We start from the raw sequence: 20,644 nt of genomic DNA, 5'->3' as shown, positions 1-20,644 counted from the left end.
GCGGCGGCAATGTCCGGATGGCCCAAGGTGGCGGCGGCCAACCGGCCCTGCTGGCCGCCGCGATTGCGGCGATGGCGGAACAAGCCGCCTAGCGTCGCTCTGTGGTACAATAGGGCTAAATGTTATGGCTATCCTAAACATGGCAGGGCAAGCGATGAGCGAAAGCGTCGAAATGTATCTGGTAATGACGGCCCTCTTGCGCAAAGCGCCCGATCAGCCGGTGCCGTTGTCGGTGCTGGCCAGCCGGCTAGGGGTGTCGCAAGTCTCGGCCAACGAAATGTGCCATCGCTTGCAAGAGCGTGGCTTGCTCTGCTACCAGCCCTACCGCGGCGTCACGCTCACGCCCGATGGTGAAGAGTGGGCGCAGCGGATCCTCTCGCGCCGGCGGATGTGGGTGATTTTTCTGGTGGAAAACCTCGGTATCGATCCGGCAGAGGCCGATGCGCTGGCGTGCCAGCTCGAACATATCACCTCAGAGCGGCTCGATGCGGCGTTGAAAGCATTTCTTGAGCGCGATCCCGCGACGCGGATCGATGCCGCAGCAACGCCGCAGCCGCTCGCTGCCTGCACCGCCGGCACGCACGGCGTGATCACGGCGATTGACGCGGAACCAGCAGCCATTGCCTTTCTATCCCGGCAAGGGTTGGCTTCCGGCGCTACCGTCGAGGTATTAGCGGTCAGCGACGATCAATCGGTGCTCGTGCAAACCGGCGAACACCAACTGGCCCTTGCGCCCGCGCTGGCGTCGCGGGTGATGCTGGCGGTACCCGCCGCCGATCGACGGGCCGCTTGGCGGCGGTGTAGCGCATTTTGGGCTTGTGTGCGCGGTGAAACCCACGAGTGCCCGCCGGTTGGGTAGGGGGTGGGGCAAGCCCGTCGCCTTGTCTGTCATTGCGAGGGGCGTAGGGGTAGCGCGGCGTGCTGCCTGCCCCCGCAGCAAGCTCCGCCTTCGGCGGAAAGGGTGCGTGATCCGGCGCCCGGCCCTTCAGGGCGGGGCTAAGCTTACGAAGCCCGCTGTGCGGGCTGGCCCTCACCCCCAGCCCCTCTCTATTAGCGCGGGAGAGGGGGAGTGCAGCATCGGGTTGTAAGGCTTCGTACAGCGAACAACGGTTGTCCGCAACCACATGTGCTGTCCGTCCCGCAACTTCAGCGGCAAGGGGCCGTTCCCGGGCTCGCGGGGGATGGTTTCGCTCCGCTGCGCTGCGCTCGCAAGGACAGGGGGGAAGCAGGTTGCCGCACTCAGAGTCATACTTTCTTTCCCCACAGTTGCCGATTTCTCACTTTTCTCATCACCAGCGCTTCTGGTATAAGTGTTAAGGCATCCCATAAATTTTCCTCGATTTATGCTAAGGAGTACCAAAACGTTATGGCAACCGCGACCACGATGACCCTCGACCAACTGGCGCGTGACCAGCCGGCGGTGATTGTGCGGATTGAAGGTGACCGCGCTGTGCGCCGCCGTTTGCTCGATATGGGCCTAATTACCGGCGAGACGGTGATCGTGAGCGGCGTTGCGCCGCTCGGCGATCCGCTAGAGGTGACAGTGAAGGGCTATCGGTTATCGTTGCGCAAGGCCGATGCGCGTTCGATTCAGGTGGAGCTGAAGCAATGAAACAGACGAGCCATCCAATTCCGTTGCGATTTGTCAATCACGGGGTTCGCGCGAAGTTGGTCGGGATTCAAAGCAGCCAGCGCATCAGCCGGCGTTTATCTGAGTTGGGGTTTGTGCCCGGTATTGAGCTGTCGGTGGTGGCGGATAGCGGCAGCGCTTTGATGATCGCCCTCGGCGATACCCGGATGGCGCTGGAGTACCCGCTGGCCCATGCGTTGTTGGTGACGGTGGTTGAACAGGGGGCTTACTGATGGCGGCGACATTGGTGGCTTTGGCCGGGAATCCGAATGTGGGCAAGAGCACGATTTTCAATGCGCTGACCGGTCTCAATCAGCACACCGGCAACTGGCCGGGCAAGACGGTCGAACGCAAAGAGGGGCGCTTGACGCTGAAGGGCATGGTGGTGATGGTGGTCGATCTGCCCGGCGCCTACAGTCTGGCCGCCCGTTCGCTCGAAGAGCAAATTGCGCGCGATTTTATTGTCCGCGAACGGCCCGATCTGGTGGTGAACGTGGTTGATGCCGTGAATCTTGAACGCAACCTCTACATGACGGCCCAATTGCTCGAAACTGGCGTGCCGTTGTTGGTGGCGGTGAATATGATCGACATCGCCAAAAGTCGCGGCATCACCATTCATACTGCGGCGCTGGCCGCCGGGTTGGGGGTGCCGGTGGTGGCGCTGGCGGCTGGTCGCGGCGAGGGTTTGCCGGCGCTAAAGGCGGCGATAGCTGAGCGGTTGGCTGCTCTGCCCAAGCACGAGCTGGCGCGTGAGGTGGCGGTATGACGACGATGGCTGGGTTGGCGCCGCAGATTCCTTTTTCCTACCCTGCGCCGGTTGAGCGCGAGATCGCGCAGTTGGCGGCGCTCTTCGCCCAAACACCAGCGTTGGCTGTCTATCCGTCGCGTTGGCTGGCGATTCAGGTGCTGGAAGGTGATGAAACGCTGCTGGCCGAGATCGAGGCCCACGGCGGTAGCGCTGTGGTCGCGGCGCTGAACGATAGCCTTGAGCGGCTGCGCGCGGTCTATGGCGATGAGCTCGATATTGTGATGGTTGACCAGCGTTACCGTTTCGTCCACGAGGTGGCCACGCGCGCCGTGACTCGCCCGGCGACCCCGCCCGCCACACTCTCTGACCGGATCGACCGCATCGTAACGCATCGCTGGTTCGGCATTCCTGTGTTTCTGGCCGTCATGTGGGTGGTCTTCAAACTAACCACCGATGTTGCAGCGCCGTTTGTCGATTGGCTCGATAGCGTGGTCAGCGGCCCGCTCAGCCGCTGGGTGGTTGCGTTGTTGGGCATGATTGGCGCCGGCGGCAGCTGGTTCGAGTCGCTGCTGATCGATGGCGTGGTTGCCGGGGTAGGTGGGGTGCTGGCCTTTGTGCCGGTGCTGTTTAGCCTCTACTTCGCGCTGGCGCTGCTGGAAGATTCGGGGTACATGGCCCGCGCCGCCTTCGTGATGGATCGGGTCATGCGGCTGTTTGGCCTCCACGGCAAGAGCTTTTTGCCGATGATCGTCGGTTTTGGCTGTTCGGTGCCGGCGATCTACGCCACTCGCACGCTCGATAGCCGCCGCGATCGCATTCTCACCGGTCTGCTGGTGCCGTTTATGAGTTGCAGCGCGCGCCTGCCGGTCTATGTGCTCATTGCGATGATCTTCTTCCCCGCCTACGCCGGGCAGGTGATCTTCGGGTTGTACCTCACCGGCATTGTGGTGGCGGTAGGGGTGGGGGCACTGGCACGCCGCATCCTGTTTGCGCGCCAGCCGCCAACTCCGTTCGTGCTCGAACTGCCGCCGTATCGCGTGCCCTCCTTGCGCCAGATCTGGCGGCAGATGTGGGAGCGCACCGCGGCGTTTGTGCGCAAGGCGGGTACGTTGATCTTGGCGATGAGTGTCGGGGTCTGGCTGTTGCTGGCGATCCCGGCGCGCGGCGATGGCCAATTTGCCGCGACGCCGGTCGATCAGAGCGCCTTTGCCGCGCTGGCTCACGCAGTGGCGCCGGTGTTTGCGCCGCTTGGTTTTAGTAATTGGGAAAGCAGCGGCGCGCTGGTGACCGGCCTGATCGCGAAAGAGGTGGTGGTCGGCACGCTGACGCAGGTGTATGTGGGAGAGGATGCGGTCGCTGAGCCGCCAGCATCGCCGTCGTTGGGTGAAGATGCGGCGGCGATTGTCACCGGTTTTGGCGCGGCGATTGGCGATGCGCTGCGCGCGTTACCGGGGATCATCGGGATCGACCTCAGCGCGGCGGAAGCTGAGCCGGTGGCTGACGAGTTGGCGACGGCGATCCAAGCCGGTCTCGCTGCGAGCAGCAATGGCCATGCGACAGCGGCGGCGCTCGCCTTGCTCGTCTTTGTCTTGCTCTATACGCCGTGCGTGGCGACGCTGGCCGCCAGCCGGCACGAGTTTGGCCTGCGCTGGATGCTGACCAGTTTGCTGGGCCAGTTTGCGATTGCGTGGCTGGCGGCGTTGATCGTGTTCCAAGGCGGGCGCTTGATTGGCATGTAAACCGCTCGTTGCGCGAGCGACTAGGGTGAGGCGTCAATGCTCTATCAAATCCTCGAAATCCTCGAACAAGCCGAACAACCGTTGTCGCTGGCCGAACTGAGCCAGCGTTTGCAGATTGAACCGAGCGCGCTTGAGGGGATGATCGCGTTTTGGGTGCGCAAAGGCCGGTTGCGCGATACGGCGGTGCTGAGTTGCGGCGGGGGCGGGGCCGGCTGCACGTGCCACGATTATCCGCAGGGGTGCCCGTTTCGCAGCGCCGGCCCGCGGATAATCACGTTGATCGACTAAACCCCTCGCCGATCACCTCGTCAACTTCGCCGACAATCACGAAGGCGGCGGGGTCAACCGTGCTAATGATATTCTTGAGCGCGCCAATTTCGGTGCGGGCCACCACGCAGAGCAACACGGCCCGCGTCATGCCGGTGTAGCCGCCAATGCCTTCGAGTTGGGTAAGGCCGCGACCGAGCCGGTGGAGCACGGCTTGCCGGATCGGTTCTGGGGTAGCGGTGATAATCAGCGCCTGCCGCGCTCCTTTGCCGGCAGCCAGCACGGTGTCAATCGCCCGGCTAGAGGTAAACGCCACCAACAGCGCGTACAGAATCTTTTCGGGGCCGTAGCTAAACAGAGCAGCAGTAAAGACCATCGTGTCGAAGCCTAACAAGCTGCGCCCCGGCTGAATGCCAAAACGCCGCTCGATCAGGCGGGCGAGAATATCGCTCCCGCCGGTGGTGCCGCGCGCGCGCAAGACCAACCCAATCCCCAACCCGTCAATCAGACCGCCGTAGAGGCTGTACAGCAGCGGATCGTTGGTGATCGGGCGGGCAAAGGGAGCGAGGCCATCGATCGCCAGTGACATCACCACCACCGTGTAAAACGTGCGTACGCCGAAGACTGCCCCGCCGAGGTAGCGCCATCCGGCAATCAGCAACGGCACGTTCAGGATCAGTACCACCGCGCCAACCGGCGTGCCGAGAAAGGTGTTCAGCAACTGGGCCACGCCGGTAATGCCGCCGCTCACCACCTGATTCGGCACCAGAAAGAAGCGCACGGCAGTGGCGCTCAGCAGCGCGCCAATCGTGAGCAAAGCGTAGTCGTACAATGTGCTGGCAATCCGCCGCCAGCGCGATGAAGCGGTCATGTCACACCTTTATGCACGCAAAGACGCAAAGGGGTGAAAGCGGGTAAAAGCACGCTTTTACGCACTAACAACCCTTTGCGCCTTTGCGTTAGTTTTTCCTGTCAGCGCTACAACCTAGCCGCGCGGCGCAACTCCTCCACGCGGTTGGTGCGCTCCCATGGCAGATCGATGTCGGTGCGGCCAAAGTGCCCGCCGGCTGCCGTCTTACGATAGATCGGGCGGCGCAGGTCGAGATCGCGGATAATCGCGCCGGGTCGCAGGTCGAACACCTCGTTGACCGCCTTCAGAATCACCTCATCGGCGACCGTGCCGGTGCCAAAGGTCTCGACGCTGAGCGAGAGCGGGCGGGCAACGCCGATGGCGTAGCTCACTTGCAGCTCGACGCGGCGGGCAAGGCCGGCGGCGACAATGTTCTTGGCCACCCAGCGGCAGGCGTAGGCGGCGCTGCGATCGACCTTCGAGGGGTCTTTGCCGCTGAAGGCGCCACCGCCGTGGCGGGCAACGCCGCCGTAGGTGTCAACGATAATCTTGCGCCCGGTCAAGCCGCTATCACCCATCGGGCCGCCAATCACGAAGCGTCCGGTCGGGTTGATGAAGATCTTGGTCTGCGTGTCGAGCCACGCTTCCGGCACCTCAGTCTTGATCACGTGCTCGATCAGATCGGCCCGGATTTGCTCTTGGGTGATGTCAGGCGCGTGCTGGCTGCTGATCAGCACCGTATCGACCCGCACCGGCTTGCCGAAGCTGTACTCGACCGTCACCTGCGACTTGGCATCGGGGCGCAGGTAGGGCAAGGTGCCATCTTTGCGCACCCGTTCGAGCCGGCGGATCAAGCGGTGGGCAAGCGCAATGCTGGCCGGCATCAGCTCAGGCGTCTCATCGCAGGCGAAGCCGAACATCATACCCTGATCGCCGGCGCCAACCGCCTCGACATCATCTTGCATCGCGCCAGTCTTGGCTTCGAGCGCCTTGTCAACCCCCATAGCGATGTCGGGCGATTGGCCGTGGATAGCGACCATTACGCCGCAGGTGTCGGCGTCGAAGCCGTATTCGCCACTGGTATAGCCGATCTCTTTCACCGTGCGGCGGACGATCTCTTCGATCGGGATGTAGCCGCGCTCGTAGGTCACTTCACCCAACACGACGATCAACCCGGTGGTGGTGGCGGTCTCAACCGCGACCCGCGCTTTCGGATCGTGGCTGAGGAAGGCGTCGAGGATAGCGTCGCTAATCTGGTCGCACATCTTGTCGGGGTGCCCCTCGCTCACGCTTTCGCTGGTGAAGTAGAAGCGCGGGGAGTTCATGAAGGTGTTCGCCATAGTCAACCTCTTGCTGTGTGGTGGTTCGACCTGTTTTCTATCGGACGGGGGCGCGGCCCACCGGGGCCGCGCATCCGCGACGATTTACGTGCCCTCTTGCCACGAATTGAGGTAGGCCTCTTGTTCGGGGGTGAGGGTGTCGATCGAGATACCCATCGCCGCTAACTTCAACGCTGCGATCTCGCGATCGAGTTCTTTGGGCAACGCATGCACGCCAACTGGCAACTTGCCTTGGTTGCGCAACAAGAACTCGCTTGCCAACGCCTGATTGGCGAAGCTCATATCCATCACTGCGCTGGGGTGGCCTTCGGCGCTGGCCAAATTGATCAAGCGGCCTTCGCCGAGCAGGTTGATCGCCCGCCCGTCGCGCAGAATGTACTGATCAACGAAGGCGCGGGGTTGGCGCTTCTCGACGCTGAGCGCTTCGAGGGCCGGGATATTGATCTCGACGTTGAAGTGACCGCTATTGGCGATCACGCAGCCGTCTTTCATCACCGCGAAGGCATTGCTGTCGATTACATGCTTGTTGCCGGTGGCGGTGACGATAAAGTCGGCTTGCGGTGCGGCCTGCTCCATCGGCATGACCCGGAAGCCGTCCATCACCGCTTCGAGCGCCTTGACTGGATCGATCTCGGTGACGATCACATTTGCGCCCAAGCCGCGCGCGCGCTCGGCAATGCCGCGCGAGCACCAGCCATAGCCGGCGACAACGAAGGTCTTGCCGGCCAGCAGGATGTTGGTAGCGCGGATGATGCCGTCGAGCGTGCTCTGGCCGGTGCCGTAGCGGTTGTCGAACATGTGCTTGGTGTCGCTGTCGTTGACCGCGATCACCGGGAAGGGCAACACGCCTTGCTTGGCCATCGCCTTGAGCCGGATGACGCCAGTAGTCGTCTCTTCGGTGCTGCCGACCATGTGCGGGATGAGGTCAGGCCGATCCTTCAGCACGCCAGTCACCAAATCGGCGCCGTCGTCCATCGTCAGTTGCGGATTGTGATCCAGCGCCGCCCGGATATGGCTGTAGTAGACGTCGTTGCTCTCACCCTTAATCGCGAAGACCGGGATCTCTTCGTAGGCAACCAGCGCCGCCGCCACATCATCTTGGGTACTCAGCGGGTTAGAGGCGACCAGCACCACATCGGCGCCACCGGCGGCCAGCGTGCGCATCAGGTTGGCAGTCTCGGTGGTGACGTGCAGACAGGCGCTAATGCGCAGGCCGGCCAATGGCCGCTCGCGGGCAAAGCGCTCGCGGATCAAGCGCAGCACCGGCATCTCTTTCTCGGCCCACTCGATCCGCTTGCGGCCCTGCTCGGCAAGACTGATGTCTTTAATGTCGTAGCTTGCGGTCATACCGTTTCGTTACTCCTTTACTCATGCCTAACCAGCGTGCGTGCCGGCCACTCCGGCGCTAACGCTGGTTCGAGAATAACCGAATGAGTTGCAGTGTTGGCACTGGCAAACAGCGCCTCCATCGCAGCGAGATTGTCGAGCGATTCGGTGAGCGGCATCGCGCCGATGGCGGGAATGGGTTCACCGGCGGCGGCGAGCCGCGCAAAGCCTTCCGCCTCTAACTGAAAGTGATCAGCTGGCGGAATGGTGATCGTTTCAACCGTGACGTGGCGACCGCCGCGAGCCACGGCGATCGTCGTCGCCTGTTCGGGGGTCGGGTTAAACGGAAGCTCAAGATGGATCCAGCCAGCGTCGCCGATAATCTCAACCCGCTGGTTCCATGCGCTGCGGAAGCTGCACGTGATCGTCGCAAACCGATCGGCAGCGAAGCGCAGCAAGCCGCTGAGGCTCAGATCGATCGGTTCACCGGCGCTAAACGCGCTTGCCATTTGGGGGCGAGAGCCAAAGGCCATGCGAGCATAGCTCAGCGGATAGCAGCCAATATCGTAGAGCGCACCGCCGCCTAAGGCGGGGTCAAGGCGAATATTCGCCGCATCATCAAGCCAGAAGGCGAAGCTGCCGCGCACCTGTTGCACCTCACCGATCACGCCGTCGGCCAATAAGCGTTGGACGGTGATCGTCTGCGGATGGAAGCGATACATAAATGCCTCCATCAGCAGCCGCCGGTTGGCTTGGGCCGCAGCTACCATCGCCAACCCATCGGCCAGCGTGGTCGCCATTGGCTTTTCGCAGAGCACGTGCTTGCCGGCTTGCAAGGACGCAATTGACCATTCAGCATGCAAAGCATTGGGCAGCGCGATATAGACCGCCTCGACCTCCGGATCGGCTAACAGCGCGGTGTAATCGCTGTAGGCGCGCGGAATGCCGAAATCGGCGGCGAACATCACTGCACGGGCAGGGTCACGTGCCGCGATCGCGACGGTCTGTTCGGTCGGCGAAGCGGCCAACGCGCCGGCAAATCGGCGGGCAATCCGACCAGCGCTGAGAATGCCCCACTTCATGCCGCCTCCCGCAGCGAGAAGACGTCGAGCGGCAGATCGTGACCGAACGCGGTGCGATACCGCTCGGCAAACTGGGCTAGCGTAAAGCGATGCTCTTGGCAGCCGCGCTCTTCAATTGCGTAGGCCGCGCAGAGCGCCGCGATCCGTCCGGTCACTTCCAGCGGCAGACCGCGCGCCAGTCCAAACGCAATTCCAGACAGATAGGCATCACCGGCGCCGGTCGGGTCGCGCACCTCGGTGACTGGGGCGATCGGGATTTTGGCGGCGAGTTGGCCATCAACATAGATCTGCGAACCTTCGACGCCGCGTGTCACCACCGTAATCGGCGCGCGTGCGATCAGCTCGTCTTCGCTGATGCCGAGACACTTCGCCATCATCCCAAACTCGTAGTCGTTGCTGATCAACACCCGCGCCCCTTGCAAGCCAACCGCCAGCAGGTCAGGGTCAAGCCGCGGCGTCTGCTTGCCCGGATCGAAGATATAGGGCACCCCCATCTGCTGGCATTCGAGGGCGAACCGGCGCATCGCGTCGGGGTTGGTCGGCAAAATCAACACCAGATCGTCTGCCGTCAAGCCGCGATTGAGGAGGGAATTGTGGTGATCGTGTCCCATCGCGCCAGCGTAGAACGCGACAATCTGGTTATTGGCCTGATCGGTATTGATAAAGCAAGAGGAGGTAAACTCGTGCTCGATGATCGCAATCCCGCTGGTGTCCACTCCCTGCTCTTCGAGCCACTCGCGATAGGCGCCGAAATCGTGGCCGGCGGCGCCAACGATCAGCGGCCGTTCGCCGAGCAGTGCCAGATTGTAGGCAATATTCCCGGCGACGCCGCCGCGCAGCTTGCGCATCGAATCGACCAGAAAGCTGACCGAAATAACATGCGCTTTGTCGCTCAGCATAAAATCTTTGAAATAGCCGGGAAAATCCATGATGTAATCGAAGGCTAGTGAACCGGTAACTACGATCTTCACGGTACGTACTCCTCTGCATACCCCGCGACCAGCGGGAGACCGATGTTACATCTCAGTAAAACCAACCGCTTGTTGGATTAACTGCGCCGTCTCAGCGCAGAGCTGCAACGCTTGTTCGGCTTGAGCCGGGTTGAGGTAGGCTAAACTACCGGTAAATGAGAGAAACGATTGGCGTTGCACTACTGCCGCATCAACGCCGGTGGTTGCAGCGATCTGCCGCATCGCCTGCAACGTCTGATCACGCAGTTCGGCACTCTGCGCGTTGGCGAGCAGGCGCGCTTCCGCCGGTACTACTCCCCACGCCACCCATCCGCCATCGGCCAGAAATTCGGCGAGCGGCGTTGCGGCGGCCAGCAGCGGTTGCAGATGGTCAACCAGATGGCAGCCGACCACATCGACCGGCAGGTGCAACACCTCTTCCCACTGCACCCGACCGCTCAGAAAGAGACCACGACGGCTCGGCAGATTAACCAGTAACCGGTTGAGCAGATCGAGGCCATCCTCCCACGTGAGCGGGCAGAGCGGCGTTGACAGCGCATCGAGGAACGGCTCATCGATCATGACCAGCCGGCGAATGGCGTACCCCTGCACCTGTTCGTGCTGCCATGCCACGCGCAGGCTGCACAAATAGAGCAAGAGCTCGCGCCATTCCGGCTCGTAGGCCAGTGGCCGGTCGTGATCATCGGTCAGCGCCAAGCTGAGGCTCACCGGGCCGATCGTCTCGTATTTGAACAACAGTGGTTGCCGTTCTTCGGTATTGAGCCGGCGCAGCAATTCTTCCAGCACCGTGACTGCCGGGCCGCTCAGCGCGGCAAACTGGGCATCGCTGCGGAGGTAGGCGAGACCAACTTGGGCCGCATCGCGTTCCAGCGTTTCGTGCTCAACCTCTAGCCGGTCGCGTTCAATATCGATCTGTACGCCGGGCAATCCCTGCGCCGCCAGCGCAAATGGCGTATCGGCCAGTGTGCGCGGCGACGGCAACGGCCATGCCGGCGTCTGCGGCAGATACTGGCAGATCAACTGGGCAACCGTTGCTGGGTTGGCATGCGGCAACCCACCGCGCAGCAGAGGCCGGCAAGCTGGTTGAAACGCGCCAAAGCCGCTCATGGCTCGCTCGCAAGTTGACGTAAAGCGTCAAGGAAGGGTGGGCGCACCACGCCACGCTCGGTAATAATGGCTGTCACCAATTCGTGCGGCGTCACATCAAAGGCTGGGTGCGCGGCATTGACACCGTGCGGCGCAATCGCGATCCCGGCAATATGCGTCACCTCAGCCGGATCACGCTCTTCAATCGGGATCTCGGCGCCGCTAGCAGTGGCGAGGTCGATGGTGGAGTAAGGAGCGGCGACGTAGAAGGGGATGTTGTGATAGCGAGCAAGTACGGCCAAGCCGTAGGTGCCGATCTTGTTGGCGACATCGCCGTTAGCGGCGATGCGGTCAGCGCCGACGATGATGCAGTCAACGAGGCCGCGCTGCATCATAAATGCGGCCATATTGTCGGTTATCAGGGTCTGGGGAATCCCGGCTTGCAGCAGTTCCCACGCGGTCAAGCGCGCTCCCTGTAAGAAGGGGCGTGTCTCATCAACAAAGACGTGGATCGGGCGGCCTTGGGCGAAGGCGGTGCGGATCGGGGCCAACGCAGTGCCGTAGCCGGCGGTGGCCAACCCGCCGGCGTTGCAGTGGGTGAGCACGTGGCCGCGGGGCGGGATCAGCGGCGCGCCGTGGTCGCCGATGGCGTGGCACATGGCCAAATCCTCGGCATAGATCGCCTCGGCCTCGGCCAAAAGCGCTGCCTTGATCGCGTCGACGCCTTCGGCGGCAACCGCCTCGGCCCGGCGCAGCATGCGCGCGGTGGCCCATGCCAGATTCACTGCGGTAGGGCGCTGGGAGTCGAGGGTTGCCTTCGCCCGCTGGAGATCGGCGAGCAATGCTTCGGGGGAAGCAGCACTGCTCTGGCGGGCGGCCAATGCCATCCCGTAGGCGGCGGTGCAGCCGATCGCCGGCGCGCCGCGCACTTGCATACTCCGGATCGCGTGAGCAACGTGGGCCAACTCGGTGCAATGCACCACTTCAAACGTGTGCGGCAGCTTGCGCTGGTCGATCAGGCGAACCGATTCCTCTTCCCACCAGACAGTGCGGAGTTCCATAGGCGTTGCAATAAGATGGAGCCACTCGCGCGGCGAGAGGCTCCGATAATCACGTCGTTCCTCTCATCTTCCGGCCAATGTTGTCCATTGCCGCTGGATTTGGCACCTTCCCTGACGGGGGTTGCCGGGCGTCATCGGGCCAGTCCCTCAGCCCATCTCGATGAGCATCTGAAGTTTGCCGGCGCGCCGTGGCGCTGCACGCAAACGTTGTGTGCGATTATAACACGGGTATGCGCAAGCGGCAAACAGCTCGATCGCTGGTTCTACACAAAGTGGGCAAACACCTGATTGCCCAGCATCCGGCCACGGTTGGTCAACCGCACCCGTTCGTGATCGATGGTGATCAACCCCTGCGCGCTGAGTTCGGTCAGGGTGGCGCCATAAACCGCGGTTAACGGCTGGCCGGTGCGGGCGGCGAAATGGGCGAAACTGACGCCGATGTCGAGCCGCAACCCCATAAACATCGTTTCGGCGGCCAGATCGGCGCCGGTGAGCGGCGTGGTCTCGGCGATCGGGCGCTGGCCGGCCTGCACTGCGGCGATGTAGCTGTCGATTGGGCATAGGTTGGCGTACCGCTGCGGGAAGACGTGGCCATGGGCGCCGGCCCCGGCGGCAAGATAATCGCTGTTGAGCCAGTAGGCCAGATTGTGCTGGCAAGCCAGCGTGGGCGGCGCGCCGGGCCGGTCGGCGGGATGCGGGCGCACCCAGTTGGAAATCTCGTAGTGGCGGTAGCCAGCTTGGCCGAGCAGATCCATCGCCAGCTCGTACATCGCGCCGGTCAGATCGTCATCGGGCACGCGCAGGCGTCCCGCCGTCACCTGCGTGTAGAGTGGCGTGCTCTCTTCCAGAATCAGCGCGTAGAGCGCGAAGTGATCGACGTCCCACCTGATCACCTCTTGTAAAGTGACGCGCCATTCGGCCAAGTCTTGCCCCGGCAAGCCGAAGATGAAATCGAGGTTAATCGACTCAAATCCCACGCTGCGAGCATCTTCGTAGCTGGCCCGCGCTTCGGCGGCGGTATGAATCCGGCCAAGCATACGCAAGGTCGGGTCGTGCAGGCTCTGCACCCCCATACTCAGCCGGTTGACGCCAAGCGCGCGCAGATCGCGCAGGTAGTCGCGTCCCAACACCGTGCCGGGGTTGGCTTCAAGCGAGATTTCGGCCTGCGCTAAAGGCACGATCGCCGCTGCTGCCTGCAAGATGCGCTCGATCTGGGCCGGGGTGAGCATACTCGGCGTGCCGCCGCCAAAGAAGATGCTCGGTCGCAACGCCGCTGCTTCAGGCGATGACGGCAACGGCGGGAGCTGCTCGCGCAGCATGGCCAGTTCGGCGCAGAGCGCATCAACATACGCCGCGATCCGGTGCTCCATGTTGGCGTAGGTGTTGAAATCGCAGTACGAACAGCGGCGATGGCAGAATGGAATATGGAGGTAGAGATGGCGCATAGCAGCGTTACCCGATCAAAATCTGCTCTTCAGGGTAGGCAACCGCTTGCGGCGCGGCATTGGGTCGTGCGATCGCAGTGATGATCGTCAATGCGCCTAATCTGCCCCAAAACATCACTGCAATAATTACGAGTTGGCCAAAAGTATTGAGTTCACTGGTGAATCCCAGTGTCAAACCGCATGTGGCAAACGCTGATACCACTTCAAACACTGCCCGGTCGAGCGTGGTGTCGTGGGTGGTGACAATCAGCCACGACGCAAACAGCACCACGAAGAGCGAAATGGTTAACACAGCGGCGGCGCGCCGCACCATGCCGGTGGCGAGGCTGCGCCCGCCGAATTGGGCGGTCGGCAAGTTGCGCGCGTAACTCCAGAGCGAAATCGAGAGCACGGCGAAGGTGCCGGTTGTGATGCCGCCACCCATCGAGGCCGGCGCACAGCCGATGAACATTAACGCGATGAGCAGCAGTTGGCTGCCCGCGGTTAATTCCTCAAAGTTGGCGATGCCCGAAAAGCCGGCGGTACGGGCCGAGATAGATTGAAACGTGACGACGATAATCTGGCGATCGAGCGGTTGCCCGTGTAACGCGCCATCAGCATCGACCCCCTCGCTCAGCCAAAGCCCGACTGCGCCGCCACTCACAAGCAGCGTCACGACGATAAGCGTAATGCGCGTATGCAGCGATAGCTTGTGTTCGCGGGCATACGAGATCAGATCGGCGATTACCGGGATGCCCAACCCGCCGAGAAAAATGAGTGTTCCCATGACGAACAGCGTGACACTGTCGCGCGGAATCCCATTCTCGAAGCCGGGAGTGCCGGTAAAGAGATCAAACCCGGCGTTGCAAAACGCTGAGACGGCGTGAAACATCGCGTAGAAGAGCGCTTGCCCCTCACTCAGCCGCGGATCAGAGCGCCAATGGATGTAGAGCAGCGCCGCGCCAATCGTTTCGATTGCGATCACGGTGATCAACACCCGCCGTGTCAGCATCACAATCGCCTCTGGCGAGAGCAGGCCGAGCGAGTCACTGAGAGCAATCCGATCGGTGAAGCTAATCCGCCGTCCCAACAACCGGAAGATAATCACGGCGACGACCATAAAGCCGACACCGCCGATCTGAATCAAGAGCATGAGCAGGATTTGGCCCACTAATGAAAGGTCTTGCACTGGCGCGATCACCGACAAACCGGTGACGCTCAAGGCTGAGGTCGCGGTGAACAGCGCCTCCATGAAGGTTAATGGTCGCGTGCTGCTGATCGGCAGCAAGAGCAGACCGGTGCCAATCACAACCAAGAGCGCTAATCCACCCACAATCCGGATTGGCGGCGGGATGGGCTTGCGTCGCAAGCGAGCTAAACTGCTGCCGCTAACAAGGGTCGTCATGATGATAGATCGCAGAAGGTGCTGATACTGGCGTCAGCGCCGATGATCAGAATCCGGTCATCGCGGCTAAACACATAATCGGGCGGCGGTGTGACGATCATCTTGCCGTTATGATTGACGGCGAGGACGTTGATGCCGTAGCGCCGGCGCAAGCCGCTTTGCATGAGGGTCTGCCCAACCAGCGGCGCCGGCACTTTGACTTCAGCCACACTGAAACCGTGGCCAAGGTTAAGATGCTCGATCACGTGCGGTTCCGAGAGTTGCCATGCCAGCCGGGCGCCGGCTTCGTGTTCAGGCAACACCACCATATCGGCGCCGACGCGGGTTAAGATGTATTGCTGCCGCTCGTTGAGCGCCTTGCACACCACCCGCTTGACACCGAGTTGCTTGAGCGCAACGGTGGTCATCAAGTTGGCTTCAAATTGCGATCCGATTGCCACCACCACCGTGTCGAATGACAAGATGTCAACTGCCCGCAGCGCATCTTCGTTGGTTGAATCCAGCGCGACCACTTGGGTCATGCGGTCAGCTAATTGCTGGACAATATTCGGATCGCGATCAATTCCTAACACCGTGTGGCCGCGTTCAAGTAGGTTTAGCGCGACGCTGCGCCCAAAGCGACCAAGGCCGATCACGGCGAATTCGAGCCGGCTTGGCTTGCGCGCCATGCGACTCTCCCTCCTTCAATGGCGTCGTTATTCATATCGCTGGTGTCATTGTACCGCATGGGGCGCATGGCTGTGCGGGGGGCGGGGCCGCACCGCCGTGCGGCTGAACAATACGTGGGGAAACACCGTCAGGGGGAGCCGCACCGCCGTGCGGCTCTACAAGTCGCGGGCCAATGCCCGGCCCTGTTCGGTCAGGCATAACACGTCGCCTTGCCGCCGCACTAATCCACTCTGCTCGGCCCGGCGGACGATCGCGCTGGCGAAGGCCGGCGGCCAGCGCAGTTCTTCGATCAAGTGGCGGGGGTGGCACTCGATCACCGCATCGCCAGTGCCCTCGTGGTTGAGCAGGTGCAGAGTTAACATCTGCACGGCAAACTGCTCGCGGCGGCTGCGGTGCTGCAACGCCTGCGCAACGATGCCGCGCTGCGGCGCGAAGAGCCATGCCGCACCGAAGCCAATGCCGGCCATTGTCGCCATGGCGCCGGCAATCGAGACATCGAGCCAGCGCGTGACCCAATACCCGCTGAGCGCAGCGGCGACCCCGATCGCGACGCTGAGACCGATCATGCGCGGCAGCCGGTCGGTGAGCAGGTAGGCCGTCGCCGGCGGCGCGACCATCAACGCGATCACCAAGATCGAACCAACCGCGTCAAAGGCAGTGACGGCGGTCAGCGAGACACTCGTCATCAGGCCATAGTGGATGATGGCGGGGCTGAAGTCGAGGGTGGCGGCCAAGGCCGGATCAAATGTCGCTAATTTCAACTCTTTGTAGAAGAGGGCAAGCAAGATCGCATTCAAGATCAACGCGCCGCTGCCGAAGAACAACGCGCGCGGCAGATCGATCCCCAACAGCGTGATCCGGTCAAACGGCGCAAAGGCCAATTCCCCCAGTAACACGCTATCGGTGTCGAGGTGGATGTTGCCGGTGTAACGCGAGATGAGCAACACCGCGATACTGAACAGTGCCGGAAAGACCAACCCGATCGCGGCGTCTTCGCGCACCAGCCGGCTGCCGCTGACCATTTCGACTAGCCAGACCGTGATTACGCCCATTGCTGCCGCACCCACAAACAACAGCGGCGAGGCGAGACTGTTGCTGATCAGGTAGGCCAGCACAATCCCCAGCAAGACCGTATGGCTGATCGCGTCGCTCAGCATGGCCATGCGGCGCAACACGAGGAACACTCCCGGCAAGGCGCAGGCGGCGGCGATGATCACGGCAATCAGTTGCACTTCGAGTTGTGGCGTCAGCATGGCCTCCACCTCATCTCTCGCCATTCCCGATCTGCCATTGCCGTATCAGCCGCCACCGTCGCCAGAGCAAGCCGCGTTCAGGGGCGATCAGCAGCGAGACGGCAGTCAAGGCGCTCATCGCCAGCACAATCATCGGCCCGGTAGCGAGCCGCTCGCCTTGCGCACTGATCCACGCTCCGATCAACGCCGCCAGCGCGCCAAAGCCGGCAGCCAGCAACACCATCATCTCAAGCCGGTTCGTCCACTGGCGGGCAGCCACCGCCGGCGCAATCAGCATCGCGCTCATCAACACCACTCCAACCGTCTGTAACCCGATCACGATGGCCGCGACGATCGCACCGGTCAGCAATACCTCAAACCGGCGCACCGGCAGGCCAAGGCTGCGGGCAAAATCGGGGTCGAAGCTGATCAGTTTCACCTGCGGCCAAAAGATCGCGATCAACGCTAGCGCCGGCCCGCCAATCGCCAGCATAGCCCACAGATCGCGTTCGACTAAGGCCGCCGCTTGCCCAAACAGAAAACTCTTGAGGCCAGCTTGGGCGGCGGTGGGTTGGCGCTGGACATACGAGAGCAGCACCAAGCCAAAGCCAAAAAAGACGGCGAGGATCAGGGCCAGCGCCGCGTCATCCTTGATCCGGCTGGTGCGCACGATCGCCAACAACCAGAGCGCAGCGGCCAGCGCCGCAATGGCGGCGCCGAGCAGCAGCGTAAACGGGTCACGCTGGCCGGTCACCAAAAACGCGATCGCAATGCCGGGCAAGGCCGCGTGCGACATTGCATCGCCGAGCAATGCTTGCCGGCGCAGCACCGCAAAGCAGCCAAGCAAGCCGCTGATCGCGCCGAGCAGCATTGAGCCGAGGGTAACGTTGCGCAGCGTATAGTCGGTGAAGAGTTCCATAGGCTCGCATCAATCTCCCGGCGCTGGCGTGGGTGTAATAACAGCGCCAGCCGAACCGTTCGCACTCAGCAGCGCCACCCGGCCACCGTAGGTTGCGCGTAAATTGGCTTCAGTAAACACCTCGCGCACCGGGCCGGCGGCAATCCGGCGCACATTGATCAGCGCTACCTGATCGAAATACTCCGGCACGGTTTGCAAGTCGTGATGCACCACCACCACCGTCTTGCCGGCGGCGCGCAGCCTGCGCAAGACGTAGATGATCGCCCGCTCGGTGACGGCGTCCACCCCTTGGAACGGCTCATCCATAAAATAGACCTCGGCGTCTTGGGCCAAGGCGCGGGCCAAGAAGACCCGTTGCTGCTGGCCGCCGGAGAGCTGGCCGATCTGGCGGTAGGCGAAATCGGCCATCTGCACCTGTTCGAGCGCAGCCAAGGCCGCTTCGCGCTCGGCCCGGCCCAGACGGCGCAACCAGCCAAGCTGGCCGTAGCGTCCCATCATCACCACATCCAGCACCGTCGTGGGAAAGTCCCAGTCAACGCTGCTGCGTTGCGGCACATAGGCGACAAGGCGGCGTTGTTGCTCGTAGGGCTGGCCGTGAATCCGCACGCTGCCCGCTACCGGCTTGATCAACCCCAAGGTAGCCTTGAGCAGCGTCGTCTTGCCGGCCCCGTTAGGGCCGACAATCGCCATCAACACCCCCTGCGGCACGCGCAAATCAACATCCCAGAGCGCCGGTTTGTCGCCGTAGGCGACGGTCAGGTCTTCTATTTCGACGGCGAACGCCATACGTATTTCCTCCATAAGTGCATCAGTTCAACTACCGCTGGTTGCCATCATCAATCTAAACCGGCAGGCGCCAGCGCAGCGACGATCGTCTGCATATTGTGGCGCATCATACCGAAATACGTCCCGGCTGGCCCATCAGGATCGCCGAGCGAGTCGGAGTAGAGTTCACCGCCAACCCGCACCTCATGGCCGGCGGCGCGAGCCGCGTTCTGCACCGCCTCGATCGTGCGCGGCGAGACACTGGTCTCGACGAAGATCGCCGGAATACGGTTAGCAACCACCAGTTCGGTCAAGGCGCGAATATCGGCGGCGCTGGCTTCGCTGGCCGTGCTGATGCCCTGCACCGCTTCCACTCGCAAGCCGTAGGCCTGCCCAAAATATTGAAAGGCATCGTGCGCGGTCACAAGGATGCGCCGCTCGGGCGGAATCTGTCCGATCAACGCGCGCAGCTCCGCATCGAGCGTCTGCAACTCAGCCAGATACTGATCGCTGCGCTGCCGGTAGATCGCGCTACCCGCCGGGTCAACCGCGATCAACGCATCGCGCACCGCTTCCACCGCGTAGCGCCAGCGTTGCGGATCGTGCCACACGTGCGGATCGTACACCTTATCGCCTTCTGCCCAGCGCAACCGCAGCGCCTCCGGCACCGCTTCCGCCACAGCAATCGCGGGTATCCGCCCGCTGCGATTAATCGCCGTAAATACCCGGCTCAGACCGGCTTCGAGGTGCAGGCCGTTGTAGAGAATCAGCCGGGCCTCTTGCAGGGCGAACAAGTCGCTCTCGGTCGCGACATAGGTGTGCGGATCGATGCCGGGGCCGAGCATCGTGCGCAACGCCACCCGCTCGCCGGCCAACGCCTGCACAATATCGCCAATCGGGCCGATGGTCGCGACCACCCGGATCCTCCCGTCGGCTGCCGGCGCGGCGCAGCCGCTCAGGATCACAAGTAAGACCAAAATGAAGCCGAGCCGAAGACGCATATCAATCCCTGCAAAAATATTTTTTAGCCATACCTAAAATAGCAGAGAAACCACCCCCTGTCAAGAGGCGCTAGCTGATGATATGGAGTGCGGCGGTTGGTTTTTTTACCGCAGAGGACGCCAAGGGCGCAGAGGGATTGCGGTTCCCCTCACCCGCTTTCTGGCTGTCATTGCGAGAGAGTGGCGGCACCCAGCCGTGCTGGGTGCGCCCGACCGAAGCAATCTCCCGCGACAGCGGCACGAGCCGGCTCTGGGAAGGCAGGACGGCGAACCCAGCGCTGAAGGGTCGCGCTAAGAGGACGAAGCCTGCGGCGCGGGGATCTTGCCCCCACCCCCGGCCCCTCTCCCGCTGGGGGAGGGGAGGTGCCCTCACCCCCCGGCCCCCTCTCCCACCGCACGATGGGAGAGGGGGATCTGCTGTGTTGTCGTGACATGCACCGTTGAGCGGAACACCGTAACGCCCCTCGCCCACGCCAGTGGGAGAGGGGTTGGGGGTGAGGGTTTGTTTACCGCAGAGGACGCCGAGGATGACGGACTGGGTGTTATTCTCCAAAAACTCTTTGCGCTCTCTGCGCCCTTGGCGGCTTTGCGTTTAAGATCTTTGCGCCCTCTGCGGATCCGGACAGCCGTCCGGCTCTACTGCGCCTTTTCCTGCTTTGCGTCTTGTCGTGCGGTTAGGAGAGCCGCACCGCCGTGAGGCTTTACTGGGGGCGAGCATACATCCCGTACCGTCGCTGCGGCACAAAGCCGCACGCGCAGTAGAGGTTAAAGGCCGGCACGTTGGTCTCTTCCACTTCGATCCGGATATCGTGATAGCCGGCGGCGAGCAGGCGGTGCAGCGTGGTCAGCAAGAGCAACCGGCCATACCCGCGGCCCTGTTGGTCACGGCGCACGCCAACTGTCGTGATCATGATCCCCTGCTCGCTGCGCAGCAGGCGCAGCGCCGCCACCGGTCTCGCGCCGATTTCGCCGATCACAAAGCGATGCACCGGGTTCGCGATGCGGTCGGCGACAAACGCCGCCACCTGCTCGACGGGGTCGCCGAAGGCATCGGCGATGATCGCGGTCAGCGCATCGGCGTCATTGGGTTCGGCGAGGCGGGTGTGCCACGCCGCCGGCACATCAGGCA

General features: G+C 62.5%; 21 protein-coding genes and 1 riboswitch. Of the genes, 6 read left to right on the top strand and 15 right to left on the bottom strand.

The genetic code is table 11. The features are described from left to right. Nucleotides 1–124: 124 nt before the first annotated feature. The 6 genes from U9R81_RS06990 (at nucleotide 125) to U9R81_RS06965 (ending at nucleotide 4,405) form a co-directional block, all read left to right on the top strand. A complete protein-coding gene (locus U9R81_RS06990) occupies nucleotides 125–859 on the top strand; it encodes a metal-dependent transcriptional regulator (protein ID WP_322494787.1) in 735 nt (244 codons plus the stop codon). A gap of 507 nt (nucleotides 860–1,366) precedes the next feature. After that, nucleotides 1,367–1,612 (top strand): ferrous iron transport protein A, encoded by a 246-nt coding sequence (locus U9R81_RS06985; protein ID WP_322494786.1) that lies wholly within the window; start codon nucleotides 1,367–1,369, stop codon nucleotides 1,610–1,612. Next, nucleotides 1,609–1,863, top strand: a complete 255-nt coding sequence (locus U9R81_RS06980; protein WP_322494785.1) for a FeoA family protein — start codon at nucleotides 1,609–1,611, stop codon at nucleotides 1,861–1,863. Before U9R81_RS06985 ends, U9R81_RS06980 begins: the two co-directional genes overlap by 4 nt. Beyond that, on the top strand, nucleotides 1,863–2,396 hold the full coding sequence (locus U9R81_RS06975; RefSeq protein ID WP_322494784.1) for a FeoB small GTPase domain-containing protein: 534 nt from the start codon (nucleotides 1,863–1,865) through the stop codon (nucleotides 2,394–2,396). The genes U9R81_RS06980 and U9R81_RS06975 overlap by 1 nt, the downstream gene beginning before the upstream one ends. Continuing rightward, entirely contained in the window at nucleotides 2,393–4,117 is a 1,725-nt protein-coding gene (gene feoB / locus U9R81_RS06970; RefSeq protein WP_322494783.1) for a ferrous iron transport protein B, read from the top strand. Before U9R81_RS06975 ends, feoB begins: the two co-directional genes overlap by 4 nt. Nucleotides 4,118–4,153: 36 nt before the next feature. Continuing rightward, a complete protein-coding gene (locus U9R81_RS06965; protein ID WP_322494782.1) occupies nucleotides 4,154–4,405 on the top strand; it encodes a FeoC-like transcriptional regulator in 252 nt (83 codons plus the stop codon). Here the strand turns inward: U9R81_RS06965 and U9R81_RS06960 are convergent. The 15 genes from U9R81_RS06960 to U9R81_RS06890 form a co-directional block, all read right to left on the bottom strand. Continuing rightward, complete coding sequence (locus U9R81_RS06960; protein ID WP_322494781.1) at nucleotides 4,389–5,255, bottom strand: YitT family protein; 867 nt, start codon at nucleotides 5,253–5,255, stop codon at nucleotides 4,389–4,391. The genes U9R81_RS06965 and U9R81_RS06960 overlap by 17 nt on opposite strands. Nucleotides 5,256–5,362: 107 nt before the next feature. Further along, a complete protein-coding gene (metK, locus tag U9R81_RS06955; RefSeq protein WP_322494780.1) occupies nucleotides 5,363–6,574 on the bottom strand; it encodes a methionine adenosyltransferase in 1,212 nt (403 codons plus the stop codon). An 84-nt stretch (nucleotides 6,575–6,658) separates the two neighbouring features. Next, the gene (ahcY, locus tag U9R81_RS06950; RefSeq protein WP_066788103.1) at nucleotides 6,659–7,921 is read right to left on the bottom strand and encodes an adenosylhomocysteinase; all 1,263 of its coding nucleotides are present in this window, start codon (nucleotides 7,919–7,921) and stop codon (nucleotides 6,659–6,661) included. A 17-nt stretch (nucleotides 7,922–7,938) separates the two neighbouring features. Next, nucleotides 7,939–8,982, bottom strand: a complete 1,044-nt coding sequence (locus U9R81_RS06945; RefSeq protein ID WP_322494779.1) for a Gfo/Idh/MocA family oxidoreductase — start codon at nucleotides 8,980–8,982, stop codon at nucleotides 7,939–7,941. Next, a complete protein-coding gene (locus U9R81_RS06940) occupies nucleotides 8,979–9,953 on the bottom strand; it encodes a carbohydrate kinase family protein (RefSeq protein ID WP_322494778.1) in 975 nt (324 codons plus the stop codon). Before U9R81_RS06940 ends, U9R81_RS06945 begins: the two co-directional genes overlap by 4 nt. Before the next feature lie 45 nt (nucleotides 9,954–9,998). After that, nucleotides 9,999–11,060: a hypothetical protein gene (locus tag U9R81_RS06935; RefSeq protein ID WP_322494777.1), complete on the bottom strand. Its 1,062-nt coding sequence runs from the start codon at nucleotides 11,058–11,060 to the stop codon at nucleotides 9,999–10,001. Next, nucleotides 11,057–12,100: an S-methyl-5-thioribose-1-phosphate isomerase gene (mtnA, locus tag U9R81_RS06930; RefSeq protein ID WP_322494776.1), complete on the bottom strand. Its 1,044-nt coding sequence runs from the start codon at nucleotides 12,098–12,100 to the stop codon at nucleotides 11,057–11,059. The genes U9R81_RS06935 and mtnA overlap by 4 nt, the downstream gene beginning before the upstream one ends. A gap of 60 nt (nucleotides 12,101–12,160) precedes the next feature. Then, nucleotides 12,161–12,267, bottom strand: a riboswitch (SAM riboswitch). 96 nt (nucleotides 12,268–12,363) lie between these two features. Beyond that, on the bottom strand, nucleotides 12,364–13,545 hold the full coding sequence (gene hemW, locus U9R81_RS06925; protein WP_322494775.1) for a radical SAM family heme chaperone HemW: 1,182 nt from the start codon (nucleotides 13,543–13,545) through the stop codon (nucleotides 12,364–12,366). 7 nt (nucleotides 13,546–13,552) lie between these two features. After that, on the bottom strand, nucleotides 13,553–14,929 hold the full coding sequence (locus tag U9R81_RS06920) for a TrkH family potassium uptake protein (RefSeq protein WP_322494774.1): 1,377 nt from the start codon (nucleotides 14,927–14,929) through the stop codon (nucleotides 13,553–13,555). Next, entirely contained in the window at nucleotides 14,926–15,597 is a 672-nt protein-coding gene (locus U9R81_RS06915; protein WP_322494773.1) for a TrkA family potassium uptake protein, read from the bottom strand. Before U9R81_RS06915 ends, U9R81_RS06920 begins: the two co-directional genes overlap by 4 nt. 156 nt (nucleotides 15,598–15,753) lie before the next feature. After that, the gene (locus tag U9R81_RS06910; RefSeq protein ID WP_416180944.1) at nucleotides 15,754–16,848 is read right to left on the bottom strand and encodes a metal ABC transporter permease; all 1,095 of its coding nucleotides are present in this window, start codon (nucleotides 16,846–16,848) and stop codon (nucleotides 15,754–15,756) included. Nucleotides 16,849–16,861: 13 nt separating this feature from the next. Then, on the bottom strand, nucleotides 16,862–17,749 hold the full coding sequence (locus U9R81_RS06905) for a metal ABC transporter permease (RefSeq protein WP_322494771.1): 888 nt from the start codon (nucleotides 17,747–17,749) through the stop codon (nucleotides 16,862–16,864). 9 nt (nucleotides 17,750–17,758) lie between these two features. Continuing rightward, nucleotides 17,759–18,535: a metal ABC transporter ATP-binding protein gene (locus tag U9R81_RS06900; RefSeq protein WP_322494770.1), complete on the bottom strand. Its 777-nt coding sequence runs from the start codon at nucleotides 18,533–18,535 to the stop codon at nucleotides 17,759–17,761. Between the two features lie 50 nt (nucleotides 18,536–18,585). Then, nucleotides 18,586–19,515: a metal ABC transporter solute-binding protein, Zn/Mn family gene (locus U9R81_RS06895; protein ID WP_322494769.1), complete on the bottom strand. Its 930-nt coding sequence runs from the start codon at nucleotides 19,513–19,515 to the stop codon at nucleotides 18,586–18,588. Between the two features lie 701 nt (nucleotides 19,516–20,216). Beyond that, on the bottom strand, nucleotides 20,217–20,644 hold a 428-nt coding region (locus U9R81_RS06890), incomplete at its 5' end, for a GNAT family N-acetyltransferase (RefSeq protein ID WP_322494768.1).

This window comes from Chloroflexus sp. (genome assembly GCF_034435895.1).
Lineage (GTDB): Bacteria > Chloroflexota > Chloroflexia > Chloroflexales > Chloroflexaceae > Chloroflexus.
The sequence above is the reverse complement of the archived record's forward strand: the minus strand, read 5'-3'. Positions and strand labels throughout refer to the sequence as shown.

Bases quoted from the DNA above. Each gene is read 5' to 3' on its own strand.
- U9R81_RS06990 (WP_322494787.1), top strand. From the start codon at position 125: ATGGCTATCCTAAACATGGCAGGGCAAGCGATGAGCGAAAGCGTCGAA.
- U9R81_RS06985 (WP_322494786.1), top strand. From the start codon at position 1,367: ATGGCAACCGCGACCACGATGACCCTCGACCAACTGGCGCGTGACCAG.
- U9R81_RS06980 (WP_322494785.1), top strand. From the start codon at position 1,609: ATGAAACAGACGAGCCATCCAATTCCGTTGCGATTTGTCAATCACGGG.
- U9R81_RS06975 (WP_322494784.1), top strand. From the start codon at position 1,863: ATGGCGGCGACATTGGTGGCTTTGGCCGGGAATCCGAATGTGGGCAAG.
- feoB (WP_322494783.1), top strand. From the start codon at position 2,393: ATGACGACGATGGCTGGGTTGGCGCCGCAGATTCCTTTTTCCTACCCT.
- U9R81_RS06965 (WP_322494782.1), top strand. From the start codon at position 4,154: ATGCTCTATCAAATCCTCGAAATCCTCGAACAAGCCGAACAACCGTTG.
- U9R81_RS06960 (WP_322494781.1), bottom strand. From the start codon at position 5,255: ATGACCGCTTCATCGCGCTGGCGGCGGATTGCCAGCACATTGTACGAC.
- metK (WP_322494780.1), bottom strand. From the start codon at position 6,574: ATGGCGAACACCTTCATGAACTCCCCGCGCTTCTACTTCACCAGCGAA.
- ahcY (WP_066788103.1), bottom strand. From the start codon at position 7,921: ATGACCGCAAGCTACGACATTAAAGACATCAGTCTTGCCGAGCAGGGC.
- U9R81_RS06945 (WP_322494779.1), bottom strand. From the start codon at position 8,982: ATGAAGTGGGGCATTCTCAGCGCTGGTCGGATTGCCCGCCGATTTGCC.
- U9R81_RS06935 (WP_322494777.1), bottom strand. From the start codon at position 11,060: ATGAGCGGCTTTGGCGCGTTTCAACCAGCTTGCCGGCCTCTGCTGCGC.
- mtnA (WP_322494776.1), bottom strand. From the start codon at position 12,100: ATGGAACTCCGCACTGTCTGGTGGGAAGAGGAATCGGTTCGCCTGATC.
- hemW (WP_322494775.1), bottom strand. From the start codon at position 13,545: ATGCGCCATCTCTACCTCCATATTCCATTCTGCCATCGCCGCTGTTCG.
- U9R81_RS06920 (WP_322494774.1), bottom strand. From the start codon at position 14,929: ATGACGACCCTTGTTAGCGGCAGCAGTTTAGCTCGCTTGCGACGCAAG.
- U9R81_RS06915 (WP_322494773.1), bottom strand. From the start codon at position 15,597: ATGGCGCGCAAGCCAAGCCGGCTCGAATTCGCCGTGATCGGCCTTGGT.
- U9R81_RS06905 (WP_322494771.1), bottom strand. From the start codon at position 17,749: ATGGAACTCTTCACCGACTATACGCTGCGCAACGTTACCCTCGGCTCA.
- U9R81_RS06900 (WP_322494770.1), bottom strand. From the start codon at position 18,535: ATGGCGTTCGCCGTCGAAATAGAAGACCTGACCGTCGCCTACGGCGAC.
- U9R81_RS06895 (WP_322494769.1), bottom strand. From the start codon at position 19,515: ATGCGTCTTCGGCTCGGCTTCATTTTGGTCTTACTTGTGATCCTGAGC.